14 protein-coding genes and 1 pseudogene are annotated in these 15,001 nt (G+C 44.2%); 7 read left to right on the top strand and 8 right to left on the bottom strand.

Features of this window, described 5'->3' with window-relative positions:
• Positions 1 to 168, top strand: a pseudogene (locus tag B1A85_RS26405) (photosystem II q(b) protein); the annotation flags it as partial.
• 95 nt (positions 169 to 263) lie between these two features.
• Here B1A85_RS26405 and B1A85_RS23215 read toward each other — a convergent pair.
• Together B1A85_RS23215 and B1A85_RS23210 are read right to left on the bottom strand one after the other, a co-directional pair.
• Positions 264 to 911 carry a glycoside hydrolase family protein gene (locus tag B1A85_RS23215; RefSeq protein WP_104549088.1) on the bottom strand — a complete coding sequence of 216 codons (648 nt, stop codon included), beginning with the start codon at positions 909 to 911 and terminating at the stop codon, positions 264 to 266.
• Between the two features lie 109 nt (positions 912 to 1,020).
• On the bottom strand, positions 1,021 to 1,680 hold the full coding sequence (locus tag B1A85_RS23210) for an SDR family oxidoreductase (RefSeq protein WP_104549087.1): 660 nt from the start codon (positions 1,678 to 1,680) through the stop codon (positions 1,021 to 1,023).
• A 175-nt stretch (positions 1,681 to 1,855) separates the two neighbouring features.
• On the opposite strand from B1A85_RS23210, the gene B1A85_RS23205 reads away from it, so the two are divergent.
• The gene (locus tag B1A85_RS23205) at positions 1,856 to 2,521 is read left to right on the top strand and encodes a DUF1997 domain-containing protein (protein WP_104549086.1); all 666 of its coding nucleotides are present in this window, start codon (positions 1,856 to 1,858) and stop codon (positions 2,519 to 2,521) included.
• Positions 2,522 to 2,723: 202 nt separating this feature from the next.
• Here B1A85_RS23205 and B1A85_RS23200 read toward each other — a convergent pair whose 3' ends face one another.
• The gene (locus tag B1A85_RS23200) at positions 2,724 to 3,188 is read right to left on the bottom strand and encodes a DUF4079 domain-containing protein (protein WP_104549085.1); all 465 of its coding nucleotides are present in this window, start codon (positions 3,186 to 3,188) and stop codon (positions 2,724 to 2,726) included.
• Between the two features lie 190 nt (positions 3,189 to 3,378).
• Between B1A85_RS23200 and B1A85_RS23195 the strand changes: the two genes are divergently transcribed.
• From B1A85_RS23195 to B1A85_RS23185, 3 genes are all read left to right on the top strand, one after another.
• The gene (locus B1A85_RS23195; protein ID WP_104549089.1) at positions 3,379 to 4,680 is read left to right on the top strand and encodes an ankyrin repeat domain-containing protein; all 1,302 of its coding nucleotides are present in this window, start codon (positions 3,379 to 3,381) and stop codon (positions 4,678 to 4,680) included.
• Positions 4,681 to 4,956: 276 nt separating this feature from the next.
• The gene (locus B1A85_RS23190) at positions 4,957 to 5,706 is read left to right on the top strand and encodes a hypothetical protein (protein ID WP_146087212.1); all 750 of its coding nucleotides are present in this window, start codon (positions 4,957 to 4,959) and stop codon (positions 5,704 to 5,706) included.
• Between the two features lie 94 nt (positions 5,707 to 5,800).
• A complete protein-coding gene (locus B1A85_RS23185) occupies positions 5,801 to 6,826 on the top strand; it encodes a kelch repeat-containing protein (RefSeq protein WP_104549083.1) in 1,026 nt (341 codons plus the stop codon).
• A gap of 6 nt (positions 6,827 to 6,832) precedes the next feature.
• Here B1A85_RS23185 and B1A85_RS23180 read toward each other — a convergent pair whose 3' ends face one another.
• The 5 genes from B1A85_RS23180 to B1A85_RS23160 form a co-directional block, all read right to left on the bottom strand.
• Positions 6,833 to 7,246, bottom strand: a complete 414-nt coding sequence (locus B1A85_RS23180; protein ID WP_104549082.1) for a thioesterase family protein — start codon at positions 7,244 to 7,246, stop codon at positions 6,833 to 6,835.
• A 65-nt stretch (positions 7,247 to 7,311) separates the two neighbouring features.
• Positions 7,312 to 10,194, bottom strand: coding sequence for an aminomethyl-transferring glycine dehydrogenase (gene gcvP / locus B1A85_RS23175; RefSeq protein ID WP_210404699.1), 2,883 nt, complete (start codon positions 10,192 to 10,194; stop codon positions 7,312 to 7,314).
• Between the two features lie 162 nt (positions 10,195 to 10,356).
• Positions 10,357 to 10,746: a glycine cleavage system protein GcvH gene (gene gcvH / locus B1A85_RS23170; protein ID WP_104549080.1), complete on the bottom strand. Its 390-nt coding sequence runs from the start codon at positions 10,744 to 10,746 to the stop codon at positions 10,357 to 10,359.
• A gap of 233 nt (positions 10,747 to 10,979) precedes the next feature.
• Complete coding sequence (gene gcvT / locus B1A85_RS23165) at positions 10,980 to 12,119, bottom strand: glycine cleavage system aminomethyltransferase GcvT (RefSeq protein WP_104549079.1); 1,140 nt, start codon at positions 12,117 to 12,119, stop codon at positions 10,980 to 10,982.
• A 141-nt stretch (positions 12,120 to 12,260) separates the two neighbouring features.
• On the bottom strand, positions 12,261 to 13,082 hold the full coding sequence (locus B1A85_RS23160) for a DMT family transporter (RefSeq protein WP_104549078.1): 822 nt from the start codon (positions 13,080 to 13,082) through the stop codon (positions 12,261 to 12,263).
• Between the two features lie 210 nt (positions 13,083 to 13,292).
• Here B1A85_RS23160 and B1A85_RS23155 point away from each other — a divergent pair, with 210 nt between their 5' ends.
• On the top strand, positions 13,293 to 13,781 hold the full coding sequence (locus B1A85_RS23155; RefSeq protein WP_104549077.1) for a thiol-disulfide oxidoreductase DCC family protein: 489 nt from the start codon (positions 13,293 to 13,295) through the stop codon (positions 13,779 to 13,781).
• Positions 13,778 to 14,401, top strand: coding sequence for a DUF938 domain-containing protein (locus B1A85_RS23150; protein ID WP_104549076.1), 624 nt, complete (start codon positions 13,778 to 13,780; stop codon positions 14,399 to 14,401). The genes B1A85_RS23155 and B1A85_RS23150 overlap by 4 nt, the downstream gene beginning before the upstream one ends.
• Positions 14,402 to 15,001 lie beyond the last annotated feature (600 nt).

The following is a 15,001-nucleotide window of genomic DNA, read 5'->3' as shown; positions in this document are numbered from 1 at the left end:
GTGATTGACTCGCAGGGTCGGGTGATTGGCACCTGGGCGGACGTGCTCAACCGCGCCAACTTGGGCATGGAAGTGATGCACGAGCGCAACGCGCACAACTTCCCCCTCGACTTAGCTGCTGGCGACGCTACTCCTGTTGCCCTCACTGCTCCTAGCATTCATGGCTAAACTTTAGCTCCATATATAACTGAAAAGCGCCCCCATCATGGAGGCGCTTTTTGGTTGAATAGAAGAGCTAAGTAAATTAGCTTACCTTTGTTAGACTAACCTACTGCTTTTAGTTCTTCTTGCAGCATTTTTTGATATATCTGGGGTAAGTGTTGCGTCATCACATTGTTTTCAATACCGTAGCCTAAGCTTGTCCACGTATTAGAGAGAAGTCTAAGTACGCGGTCTAAATTCCCTTGACGTAGTAATGCGGCAATATCAGTTCCCCATGCTTGGGAATCGCTTAACCAAGCATAAACTACAGCATCTTGAAATTCTGGCTCGAAGCTATATGACCGCCAAAATATTAAGCCTGGTGGATGGGGGTGATACCGTTGCGCTTTTTCTTTCCAGGTTGTGTTTAGCATTTGGTATCGACCTGCTGCGGTGGAACAATTGCCTCGATTTGGACCTGCGACAATTGTGATACATTTTTCTGGATGACTGCTCAAGTCTTTGACGTGTTGCCCTCCATAAAGGATTGTGTAGGGCTGGGGGTGGTTCGATTCGCTTGCCGATATTGTACGCATCAAAGCACGAATGTAAGGATCGCCACCTTCCATGACTAATGGTGGAAGATAACCTAACTTGGAATCAACAAAATGAGGCGATCGCTGCATTTCTGGCTGTCGATGATGTACTAAATAACCTAGTGCTAGAACCACACTACCGCTTGCAATCAGAAATTTCCAAGACTTACGCATTTGCACAAAAAATCAACAGAAAGAAAATGTAGGGCAGAAAAAGCCGCCCTTACATTAAATTCAGAGGATGCTTGCTAGCTTGATGTTCCTCAAATTTCACGCAGCCGTTTCAGCCCACACTCGCAAACAGTTCTTGAAAACTTTTTGGCGTTGCTTCTGGCTTAGCGACAATTTCCACAATTTTATTTTTTGCTTCAGGATTGAACAATGCCTCAACACATACCTGCGCAACTTTCGCACGCGGAATACTACCATCAGATAGCGTATCTGCAGCAGCCATAACTATAGGATTGGAATTGTCTTCGTTTTTCAAACCACCTGGTCGGACGATAGTATAGGTAAGACCACTTTTTTGTAGATACTCCTCCGCCTGCTTTTTCCATACTAAAATCAACCAAAACAAATTTAGTGGATGAAACAGTTGAGAAGTACACAAGGAAGAAACAAAAACAAAATGCTCTATGCCTTTAGCTTTAGCAACATCAACTAAATTTTTTGTTCCTTCGTAGTCTACTTTGTAAGGTCCTGTGGGGTCGAAACTTGGTTTAGCTCCAGTTGCACAAAGTAACACAGTGCTGTCTCCGATTGCAGCACGGAGAGTAGCTGGCTGCAAAACATCTCCGACTACCAACTCAGCCTCAGCAGGCAAAATGGCTTTGGCTGAATCGATATTCCGAACCAAAGCGCGTACAGGAATGTTTCTTTTAACTAATTCTTGGACAATTCTGCGACCTGTCTCGCCTGTTGCCCCTGCTACAAATGCTTTCATTGTAAAGCTTATGCTGAATAAACGAACAAATTCTCAAGTGAGTTTAACTAACTCTCAATCTCAATTGTAGATTCGATAAACCTTGATATAAGCTGCACAATGGCAGAGAAACTCTCAGACTAACTTGGGAATCCTAAATACAAATAACATCAGTCAAATTACAAAGGATGCGTTTATGCTGTCGAGCAATGGTGAATATCAATCTACTAGAAAAGGACAAGTGCATTGGGAGGCATCAGCGCTAGCAGAAAGTGACTATTCACATACTGATTCACCAACACGCTTCCATGGAAAGTTTACGGACTGCATGGAAATGTATGCCCCTGCTGATACCGTTGCTAATTATCTTGATGCTCATCAAGGCTGGTTTTGTCGCTGCGCTCAGCCAATGAAAGTCGAATTGGTTAAGGAAAACGCTTATGCATTGACAATTGGTCGCTTCGGCTCGTTTGGTTATGAAGTAGAACCCAAGGTAGGCTTAGAGCTTTTGCCTCCAGATGAAGGAATTTATCGAATTAAGACAATTCCAGTACCAAATTATATTGCTCCTGGCTATGATGTAGACTTCCACGCAGTTATGGAACTTGTCGAAACAGCTGCTACTCCCGACGTCGTTGCGGGAAAAATGACACGCGTAGAGTGGAAGTTAGATCTCGCAGTTGCAGTTCACTTTCCCAAGTTTATTCAACGTTTACCAAAATCACTTGTGCAAAATACAGGCGATCGCCTACTCAATAGTATTGTCAAACAAGTTTCGCGCCGTTTAACGCACAAAGTTCAAGAAGACTTTCATCAGTCGTTGGGTTTACCCATACCAACTAAGTCAAAGCGGACAAGTTGAAGTTGAAATATCAATAGCAAGGGTCAGAGGTCAGATTTAAAAGCTACCTAGACAATGGTTCTCAGCTTCTATCATGTCCTAAGCATCTCTTCAATCGTTTCACTTCGTGAAAACGGTGAGTAAAGGTGACTAGTGGCTAGCAACTAACCACTAATCACTAGCAACAGTACCGATAGTCAAATTGTTTAACCAAAGATGAGAATTATCGCTTGCTCAGGATATTTTGGATGATTTGCACGCCACTGACTGCTTGCCAAGTGAATAAAGCGAGTAGAACAGAATTCAATACAATGTGAGTGTAACGCGCCCAGTTCTGACCTTTTTGCATAAATGGTGAGAGACTCGCGGAAACAGCAATGATTCCTGTCATGCCTAATCCGACTAATAGGTGCGGTCCAAGAAAGAGCTTTTGATTGTTGATATAGGTAACTCCCATTGCCACGAGTGTCCCCAACACCATCAGCGCTAAGATGACTGAGCCAATTTGATAATGTTTAACGTTGTATCTACCTTTAATCAACTCTTTTTTCACATCACCTTCGGCATAACGGGTGCGTCTAACTTGTATCCCTAAATACAGCGCGTAAAATGAAGCCGCGAGTAAGCCCCACATCAAAATAGGGTGGATGAAATTTAACCAGAATTTTACTTCTTGTGAAAGTTCCATAGTGTTCTCTTCTGTTAATAAACTTGATAAAACTTAGCATAAGTTGTTTTAGAAATTTGACCAATGAGTAATTTATCCCAATGGTGTAGTGGGAACTGGTCATAGGTAAGTGGTGGGTTTTACCACTCATCTGTTCAAAAGCCAGATTTAGCGATACACTAGCAATGCTTTTGATGAGATGACGCTCAACATGACTGCGACGAAAGACATCTCATTACTCAGGGCGGTTAAATGTGGTGACATTCGGCAAATTCACACACTGCTGATTGCAGGTGCCAGTGTGAATGCTAGCGATGCGGATGGCACCACTGCTTTAATGTTCGCAGCCCAGCGCGGATATACCGAAATCACCCGACTGCTAATTTCAAACGGGGCTGACGTGAATCGCCAGAGAAAGCTTTACAATTTGACGCCACTAATGTTAGCAGCAGCGGCTAATCATCTTGACACAGTAGAAACCCTACTAGCCTACGGTGCAGATGTGAATGCAGTTAATGAAGATGGTAGCACTGCCCTGATGATCGCTGCGCTCAAAGGTCATGCGAATATCGTGCGCGTGTTACTGCATGCAGGTGCCAAAGCAGATATTTGCGATCGCGATGATGATACTGCGCTCAAACTTGCTGTGCAGCAGCAGCACGTTGATGTCGTTCAAGCGCTACTAGCGTCTGGAACACTTGATGTGAATCTCCAAGATCAGCAAGGCGAAACAATACTTATGCAAGCTGTCGATATTGGTGCAACAGAGGTAGTAAAAGCACTACTAAATTCAGGGGCAAATGCAAATTTAAAGAATATCGAGGGTGATAGTCCGTTAGCAGCAGCAGCAGCAGCAGGACATACAGCGATCGCAACCGCATTGCTCGATGCTGGAGCTGAAATTAATGCCAAAGATCGAGACGGAGAAACGCCACTCCATCTAGCTGTTGTTGAAGGACATCTTGAAGTCGTCCGACTCTTGCTGAGTCGTGGTGCTGATGTCGAAGCTAAAAATTCTTTAGGCGATACACCTTTAATGGTTGCAGCATTGCACGGACATAGCGCTATTGTTACTGCGTTGCTAGAACAAGCACGTAACGCTAACAAAGATCTATCGAATGCTAAAAACTTAGGTGAAACGCCGCTGACACTCGCTGCAACACAAGGACATGTCGATACAGTACAGCTACTACTTGACTATGGCGCCGATCCTAATTTACCCGCCGATGATGGCAAAACTGCGTTGATGAAAGCCGCTGATCGCAACCGCCTTGAGGTTATCGAGTGCTTGCTCAAATCGGGAGCGAAGGTTAATTTGCAAGATACATATCGCGCCACCGCTTTGATGTGGGCAGCACACCGAGGTTTTACCAGTGTTGTAGAAAGACTACTTCAAGCAGGCGCAGATGTTACATTAAAAAATACCGCAGGTTACACCGCTTTAATGCTTGCAGAATTCAACGGGTATCAGAATGTTGTGCGAGCGTTGAAATTAGCAGGTGCTGAAGAATAAGATGAGTGCGATTCCTACTCTGTGAATTTACTGATAAGTCCTTCTGTAAAGGAAGGGCAATTAACGCACAGTTTGCACCAATATTAACACTATTATTCTTGGTTTCTAAAACTTTACTGGCTAAAACCTAACTCGCTAGTCAAATATAGCAATTGTCCAGTAGTTTCCACCTTATAAGTCAAATTTAAGCTGCATTAAAATGACTAAGATTGCTTGTATATCTCAGTCGCGGCGTTGGTTTCGCAGGCTAGGTTTTTAGCAAGCAAACTAACATTGATGCCAGTTTATAAAGTTAACCACATGCTAAACATACAGCTTAAAATTATATTTTTAATGGTATCGGCAATGCTATTTGTAGCGTGTCAAAAAGCTCAAACGTCACAGCTGAATTCTGCACTACCTGCAACAGCCACTGTTTCTCAAGCGGTTGCTGTTAAAAATGCTGCAAACTCATCCTCAAGAACGTCGACAAACTTCACGAAACAGACGACATCACCAAATAGTGCGAAAGCAGAAACAATTGGTCATGCTATCGATTGCGATAATGATGGACGCGACAATGACTATCGCATTGACCGTGATGCAGACGGTATTCCTGACGACTGTCTTATCAGTGATGATGACACTTCAATGACAGCTATTGATACGACAAATCCTCAAAATTTATTTGATATACGAATGAAATTATTAAACGAACTAACTGCAGGTTGTACAGAAAATAGTAAAGTTGAAGGAGATATAACTTACAGCATTTGTTTCGCTGATGGTCAACCTGTTAAAGCTGCAGAGTTCTTGACAGAATTTGGAGATGGTCTAAACATCTGGTTCGAGCGCGGTAAGGTTAAAGCTATACTGCGCACTCATAGTGGTGAAATGTTCTTTTTTAAGAACGGAGACCTTGAGTTAAAGTTTGAGGACTATGGAACTCAGGTCGTTGCTAGGTTTAGTCCAGAAGAACGTAATGAATACGAGGAAATTGCAAAAACTGCTCACCACCGGATTTTTCGGATATTTAATATTGAATAAATAGCGCTCTTGTCTAAGTTCTTCTTAGAGAATTTAGCCTTCTTTTGAGTAGGGTAGGTATCAACAATAGCTTATTATTGTAAAAGTTCTGTTGATGTCTTTTCCAGCCAAGAGTACTCAAACAACAATGCGCTATTTCAGAAAGCAGGGGATTATTATAGCGTCTATCGCTGTTATTTTTGTATTACTTAATACAGTTAAGTCTTTAGCGGCAACTGAAATCAGATGGACTACGGTTGCACCATCGCCAGTGGGAACGGCAGAAGCAATGAGTGCGGTCGTCGGTGGCAAATTATATCAATTAGGGGGGTATACTTCTACATGGAAACCTACAAACCGTGCTGATGTATACGATCCAGCAACGAATACCTGGAAACGTCTTGCGGATATACCAATTAGTATTACACATGCAGGAGTTGCCGCAGACAACCAGAATATTTATTTAGCGGGAGGGTATGTTGGTACACCTGGAGGCGGACAAATATTTGCGACAAGAAGAGTTCTGCGCTACAACATTCCCACTAATACGTGGTCAAATTTGCCTCCCTTACCACAGGCTAGAGGTAGTGGGGGCTTTAGCAATTTGAAAGGAGAATTGCATTTCTTTGGAGGCGCAAATCTCAACAGAATTGATCGTGGCGAACATTGGATACTAAAGCTTAATAATATAGCTGCTGGCTGGCAACCTGCGGCTCCATTACCTAATCCACGATCGCACTTAGGAGATGCAATTGTTAACGGTAAAATTTATGCGATCGGCGGGCAGCATAGTTATGATGATTACTTAACAGCACAAAATACAGTCCACGTTTGGAATCCTGCAACCAAGCAATGGACTAGAGCCGCTAACTTACCGCAGCCACGCAGTCATATTGGGTCTGCGACTTTTGTTATCAATGGAGAAATTTATTTAGTGGGTGGCGAATTAAAGCACAACCAAGCAGTTAACAATGTAACAGTCTACAATCCTAAAACAAACTCGTGGCGCGAAATAACGCCACTACCGACTAAACGCCACTCTGGGGTTGGTGGTTTTATCAACGGTAGTATCTATTATTCTTCTGGCGCTCCTACTTTTAACAGAACAGTTTACCGAGGTCGATTTCAATTGGTCAGCTAGAATTCCTTAGGAATGCTGCATTTGCACAAAAGCATCTAGTAATACATCAGGAATGGGTTTAGGGCGCATTGTCACTGCGTCTACCCATACCCACAAGGCTTCAGCCGTTACTAGCAAGCGATCGTTGCCATGTTTGCGGATTTCATAACGCCGAATGGACCGCGTACCGCGCATTTCTTGCACCCAAGTACGAACTTCTAGCGTGTCGCCTGCGATCGCTGGACGCAGATAGTCAATTTCAATCCGGCGCATGACAAATACACCTCCGAGTTGGCGATAGACATCTAAAGAAAAGCCTAGATGTTCTAAGTGTTCGATCGCCGCTTGTTCGAGGTAATGTTGATAAACTGAGTTGTTGACGTGACCTAAGGCATCCATTTCATAATGGCGTACCCGTAATTGTGTTGTAAATGGTTGCATAATGAGGAGCGAGGAGTGGTAAGGTTGAAGATTAACGTTGTTAAATTTAGTCTTCTAACCACTAATCACGCACTATACGCTTCCATTGGTAAACACGAGCACACAAAATTGCGATCGCCATAAGCATTATCAATGCGTCCCACAGGAGTCCAGAATTTGTATTCGCGAGTCCATGATGTCGGATACGCGGCTTGTTCGCGCGTATATGGATGTTGCCAATCGGAAGAAATCAAAGCATCGGCAGTATGCGGAGCATTCTTCAAAACATTATCGTGCATATCGACTTTACCTGCTTCAATTTCCGCAATTTCTTGGCGAATTTGGATCATCGCTTCGCAGAAACGATCCAACTCGGCTTTCGATTCGCTTTCGGTAGGTTCTACCATCATTGTGCCAGCAACAGGCCAAGAAACCGTAGGCGCGTGGAATCCGTAATCCATTAACCGCTTAGCAATGTCGTCTACTTCAATTCCGGCAGATTTTTTGAGCGAGCGCAAATCTAAAATACACTCATGCGCGACTAATCCTGATTTACCTCTATATAACACTGGGTAGTAAGGTTCTAAACGATGGGCAATGTAATTCGCATTTAGAATCGCTACTTTGGTTGCTTGCGTTAATCCTGCTGCACCCATGAGCGTAATATACATCCAAGATATCGGTAAAATACTCGCACTTCCCCACGGGGCTGCGGCGATCGCGCCAATGCTTTGTTCGCCACCAATTTGTACGACTGGGTGACCTGGTAAAAACGGCACGAGATGCTTCGCCACGCCGATCGGTCCCATCCCTGGACCACCACCACCATGCGGAATACAGAAAGTTTTATGTAAGTTTAAGTGACACACATCCGCACCGTAATCGCCAGGACGACAAATTCCGACTTGGGCGTTCATATTCGCCCCATCCATGTAAACTTGTCCGCCGTGGGCGCGAACAATCGCGCAAATATCTTTGATTTGTTCTTCAAAGACACCATGCGTTGAAGGATACGTCACCATTAAAGCCGCAAGTTCGTGACTGTGTTTTTCAGCTTTTGCTTGGAGGTCGTTTAAGTCGATATTGCCCTGTTTGTCGCAGGCGATCGCCACAACTTTCATTCCCGCCATGACAGCGCTTGCGGGGTTAGTTCCGTGCGCTGATTCTGGAATCAGACAAACCTGACGATGTGCTTCGCCGCGACTTTCGTGATATTGGCGAATCACAAGTAAGCCTGCGTACTCGCCTTGCGCACCTGCGTTTGGTTGCAGGGAAATTCCTGCAAAACCCGTAATTTCGGCTAAAGCTTGTTCGAGTTGCGCAAACAAAATTTGATATCCTCTTGTTTGGGATAGCGGCGCAAACGGATGAATTTTGGCGAACTCCTGCCACGAGATCGGCAACATTTCAGTTGTCGCATTCAACTTCATCGTGCACGAACCTAGCGGAATCATTGATGTTGTCAGCGACAGATCTTTAGCTTGCAATCGGTAGATATACCGCAGCATTTCAGTCTCAGCATGATAGCTGTTAAAGACAGGATGCGTTAGGTAACTACTAGTGCGAACAAAAGGTTGGATTTTTGCAAGTGCCGATTCGGGAGTTGCTAACTCTTCTAGCGCAAACGATACTTCACTTCCTGCAAAAATTTGCCACAAATCGTACAAATCAGCTTCGGTTGTTGTTTCATCCAAACTAATGGCGATCGCCCTTTCGTTAATTGTCCGCAGATTGATTTGCTGTGCTAAAGCTGCTTCAATGATTTCATTTACCTGTTCTGGTTCAAGGTCGAGCCGCAGCGTATCAAAGTAGTGTTCTGAAGCAACAGTATAGCCTAAACGCTTCAACCCTTCGGCTAAAAGAACAGTTAGCTGATGAACGCGTTGCGCAATCTTTTTCAAGCCTTGCGGTCCGTGATAAACCGCATACATTGATGCCATTACAGCTAATAACACTTGAGCGGTACAAATGTTACTAGTTGCTTTTTCCCGCCGGATATGTTGTTCTCGCGTTTGCAGTGCTAAACGTAGCGCTGGCTTACCACGAACGTCTTTTGAGACACCAACGATGCGTCCTGGAACTTGTCGCTTGTATTGTTCCTTTGTTGCAAAGTAAGCTGCATGCGGACCGCCGTAGCCTAGGGGAACGCCAAAACGTTGCGTACTTCCAACGGCAATATCAGCCCCAAATTCTCCAGGCGGCGTTAGCAAACACAAACTTAAAGGATCGGCAGCAACTGTAACTAAAGCTCCTACTTTATGAGCTTGTTCGACAAAGTTACGATAATCATAAATTGTGCCGTCACTTGCCGGATACTGTAACAACGCTCCAAAAACTGATTCATCAAAGGTAAACGTTTGATGATTACCGACTATAACTTTAATTCCTAGCGGTACTGCGCGAGTTTGCACAACAGCGATCGTTTGCGGATGGCAATCTTGCGAAACAAAGAAGGTGTTTGCTTTGTGCTTACACAACCCATAACTCATTGCCATCGCCTCTGCAGCGGCGGTAGCTTCATCAAGCAGTGAAGCATTCGCAATTTCCAAACCTGTTAAATCAATAATCGCAGTCTGGAAATTGAGTAACGCTTCGAGTCGTCCTTGCGAAATCTCTGGCTGATAAGGAGTATAAGCCGTGTACCAACCTGGATTTTCTAAAATATTACGCTGAATGACGGGCGGGGTGATGCAATCGTAATACCCCATGCCGATAAATGAGCGAAATACTTGGTTTTTCGAGGCAATTTCTTTGAGTTTGGCTAAAGCTGCGTACTCACTCTGCGCTGGTTCTAACTGAAGCGGTCTATTGAGTCGGATTGCCTGCGGTACGGTTTTGTCAATTAAAGCATCAAGCGTTGCCAAACCCAATTCATCAAGCATTTGCTGAATTTCTTCTGGCTGAGAACCAATATGCCTTTTTGCAAAAGAAAAAGATTCTTGCGCTGCTTCTACCAGATGCTGACGAATTGAACCAGTATCAGAGCGATAAGCTACCACAGACTGCTCTCCAGACACGACTTCTCCTTCATATTCTGCAACATTATTTTAAATAAGGAGAACTAGGGAAAAGATAATTATGCCATTCCATAACTTTTTCCTCTCTAGCCACCCGTAGGCTTAAGCCTACGGCTACTCGCCCTCTACTTGCGCCTGATACTCATCCGCAGACATCAAATCATCAAGTTCGCTAGGGTCGGTAATCCGCACTTTTAACAACCAACCTTCGCCATATGGGTCATCAGCCAACTGCTCAGGTGCTTCTACTATGTCATCGTTACGTTCTACTACCGTACCGCTTACAGCAGCATACAAGTTTTCCACTGCTTTTACTGATTCAATCGTGCCAAAGCTTTCTCCTTTGGTGATGGCGTCGCCCACGTCGGGCAATTCAAGAAACACGATGTCACCTAATTGATCTACGGCGAAGGCGCTAATTCCAATTGTGGCAATATCGCCATCTAGCCGTACGTACTCGTGAGAATCTTGATATTTTAAATCGCTGGGATATTCCAGTGCCATGTGTAACCTCAATAATAAAAATTAATACTTAGCAAGTAGGTGGTCGCTATTTATTGGGTAATCGGTAATTAGTAATAGGTGTTTCCAATGACCAATTCGACCAGTTACCAGCCCTAGCGCTCATTATTTCATAAAAATCCAAAACGATTTGAAGTTGATAAAGCAACAGCCGATCTCGCTGAGACGACATTGCAAAGTGCTGCCCAACCTTGAATGATTTTCTGCCACCTCTGCTATAACCGCGTTTTTGACCGATAAAAAGGGCGTTTAACAACGATCGCCGGATACAATTTACCGCGAATCTCGATATCTAGCTGCTGTCCTGTTTGACTTAACGAAGTAGGAACATATGCCAGAGCAATGGGATAACCTAGTGTAGGTGATAGCGTACCGCTGGTGATTTCGCCAACAACTTGCGAGTGCGATCGCACTTGATAGCCATGACGCGCGATGTTTCTCCCTTCAAGACGCAATCCAACTAGTTTGCGTTGAACTCCCTGGGCTTTTTGTTGCGCCAGCACTTCGCGTCCGATAAAGTCTCCTTTTGAATCTAAATGAACGAGCCAGCCCATACTGGCTTCTAGAGGTGTTGTCGTTTCATCGATATCTTGTCCGTAAAGTGCCATTGCTGCTTCGAGTCGTAGCGTATCGCGCGCGCCCAGCCCGCAGGGAATCACGCCAGTATCGTAGAGCGATCGCCATAACTTTATCCCGACAGATGTATCGACCATCACTTCAAATCCATCTTCTCCGGTATAACCAGTTCGCGCAACAAACCCAGGTTGACCGAGAACTGTTGCTTCCAAATGTCCGAATGCTTTGAGTGAAGACAAATCTTCTTGAACAAAGCGCTGTAGAACTGTCGCTGCTTGCGGTCCTTGCACAGCAATCAAAACTTTTTCTGAAGAGACATCGTGCAGATCTACGTCTTCTGAATCAATATTTTGCAAAATCCATGCTTTATCTTTACTGGTAGTTGCCGCATTTACAATCATGACGCCGCGTTGTTCTCCAGCATTTTCCCCTTGGTAATAGAAAATAACGTCATCTATAATTCCAGCCTGCGGATTTAACAAGACAGTGTATTGCGCTTGACCTGGTTGCAGGCGATTTAAATCGGAGGGAACCAAACGCTGTAATTGAGAAATCAACTGCTTTCCGCGCAAGATGAATTTACCCATGTGGGAAATATCAAACATCCCTACCGCCGTGCGTACCGCATGATGTTCTTTACTAATACCAACAAACTGCACGGGCATTTCCCAGCCACCGAAGCTAGTCAGTCTGGCTTTGAGTTCAATTGCGAGTTGATATAAAGGTGTTTGAGCTAACGGTAACGCTATTTCCGGAACCAACTCTTCTTTATTAGCCACAGATAACCCATCAAGTTAATAAACATCTTATATATCGTATATACAGTCTTTACGAGCGCGGTGCGAATTACTCTAAATTGGTCATGGGTAATGTAGTTGTAAAGTAGCACCTTGGCTTGCAGATCTACTCATTATTAAAAATTACTGCTTTGCTAAAATTCCAGTATTCAGCCAAACACCGCCTAAAATCATTGCCCCGCCTAGTACAGCTAACGGTGACAGAAGTTGTCCAACCAAAAAAATTGCAAAAACTGCTCCACATACGGGTTCAATCATGGCGACTAGTGTTGCTACGCGTGCCGGAATCTGACGCACTCCCCACAAGAATAAGCCAAAGGGAACCACAGTTCCTAGTACAACAATGTATGCTACTGCAGCTAAATCGATCGCACTCAAGCTCAGCACTTTTTGCCAAGGTGTGAACGGTAAGCTTAGAATACTACCAACTCCCATCCCGATCGCTAACACAGTTAACGGGTGCGCGCGCATTCCCATTCCGAGATAGGAAAAAGTAGCAAATAAAAAAGCCGAAGCTACACCATAAGCTATTCCTAAGCCTCCTGCAAGTCCTTGCGGACCTACGACTAAAAAATATGCGCCGACGACTGCAAATCCTAAACCAAATAATTTTGGTCGAGATAAACTTTCGCCACGCACCAAAGCATATAAAGTGAGTAACACTGGAGCCATGTACTGCAAAAATAGTCCCGTTGCCACACTCGATAAATGAATCGCTAAATAGTAGCTCACTTGAGTCAGTGTCAGTGCTAATCCGATAGCAAAAAGGCGGGGAAACTCTTTACTTTGTGGCGGGAAGCGCCAGATAAACGGTAAAAGTACTAAAAAACTACCAAAAAAGCGTAATGGTACAAGAATTGCAGGTTCTAACGTTCCTCCCATTAAGCGCCCAGCTAACGCCCCAGCAAAACCCCATAACAGCGCCGCACACAAGACTTGAATCATTTACATTTAACTGTAGACACCCTCACTACTTCCATTGCACCAGTTGCTGCAAGGCAATCCCTACTCTAGCGCATCATTTCTAGAGTTTTACTTCGAAGTTCAAGACAAACAGGTATATTTACATAGCAGACGCTAGAGTTAATTAAGTTAATTTTTCTTCATTTTTCTTAAAATAAGAGTATTGGCTTGAAAATACTTGAGATTGAGTTCATGTCTGCATCAAATATCCAGTCACGCGAATCTACAGCACAACAAGTCTCAAAGGCAACGTCCTGGAAGATAAAGCTTTTGTACGATGGCGAGTGTCCGTTATGTTTGCGCGAAGTCAACTTTTTGAGAAAACGCGATGCTGGTCGCGGACTCGTCGCATTTGTTGATATTGCAGATGAGAACTATAACCCCAAAGCACATGGTGGCGTAGACTTTGAAACCGCAATGGGACGAATTCATGCAGTACTTCCTGACGGTACAGTCATCAAAAATGTCGAAGTTTTTCGCCGTGTTTATGAAACTTTAGGAATGGGATGGATTTACGCAATTACCAAGCTACCCGTTATTGGTGCTGTGGCTGATATGCTATATGGCATCTGGGCTGATTGGCGGTTACGGTTAACGGGGCGACCAGACTTAGCAACAATTATTGCCGATCGCCAAAAGCAAGCAGAATGCAAAACACAAGGGCGCTGCCAAATTCAATGAATAATTTTGATGCTCGACAATACGCCCCCGCAACTCTTCGCAATCGCGAACCAATTTTAGAAGTTCTCCTCGAAGTTTTGCCACCAACAGGTACAGTGTTAGAAGTTGCCAGTGGAACCGGAGAACACGCCATCTTTTTTGCACCGCGCATTTATCCGCGTAAGTGGTTACCGTCTGACCCAAACCCAGCCGCACGTGCGAGTATTATGGCATGGCGCGAGTACGCTCCTACAGAAAACCTCTATCCGGCGATCGCACTTGATGCGTGCGATTCGGTATGGACAGTCGAACAACAATCGTTAGACATTGTGGCGATCGTTAACATTAACATGATTCACATCGCTCCTTGGGCGGCTTGTTTGGGATTACTTGCAGGGGCGAAGCGGATTCTTCCTCCTGGCGGGATTTTGTATCTATATGGACCATTTAAACAACGCGGTCAACATACATCGGCGAGTAACGCCGTATTTGATGATAGTTTGCGCGCGCAAAATCCTGCGTGGGGCGTGCGTAATTTAGAAGATATCGTTGCCGTTGCTAAAAAAGAAAGTCTCGCACTGATCAAAACTGTAGCAATGCCAGCCAATAATCTTTCGGTAACTTTTCAAAAGCTGAATTAAAAGCGCAATTGCATATTCGGCAGCAAATTCTATCATAACTATATTAGAATTTTATGGCATGAAGACTCGTCAGCAGCGGCAGAATCAAGTATTATCAAAATACTGGCAATTTTATATTTAATTAATCATTGCGATTAATTAAGGCACGCCATGAAACTTTGGCGAGCAACAAAGGCAATAACCCAGAGGAAGGAGCGAGGTGCAGTTTGAGCTAAGAGTGCGATCGCGTTTCGTGCAGCTCTCAATGGGGAATTGATGACGCGCTATTAGGAGGAGCAAGGTCTATGCTGCAATCATTTAAAAGATTTTGCGGAGCCTGCTTTGTTCAAAGCGATATTTATACGAGCCAAAAGTGGTGTTAGGATTTAATTATTAAGTACGGCATAGATATAACAGTTTACGAGCACCCATCATAGAAATAAACTGCCGAGCGCAGATGATAGTTGAAATCATCTCAATTCATTGATGGCGACTCTCCTAGCTTCTTACTTCTAATTTTTGCCGCTTGTCTGAACAATTACGACCAACCTTTACCCAACCAGCGAATCCCGTGCTAGAAGCGTGTATCCTTGCAACAATACTGTGTGGCTTTTTCGGCAT

It is taken from the genome of Chroococcidiopsis sp. TS-821 (assembly GCF_002939305.1).
GTDB lineage: Bacteria > Cyanobacteriota > Cyanobacteriia > Cyanobacteriales > Chroococcidiopsidaceae > Chroogloeocystis.
This window is presented reverse-complemented; position numbering and strand designations above follow the sequence as displayed.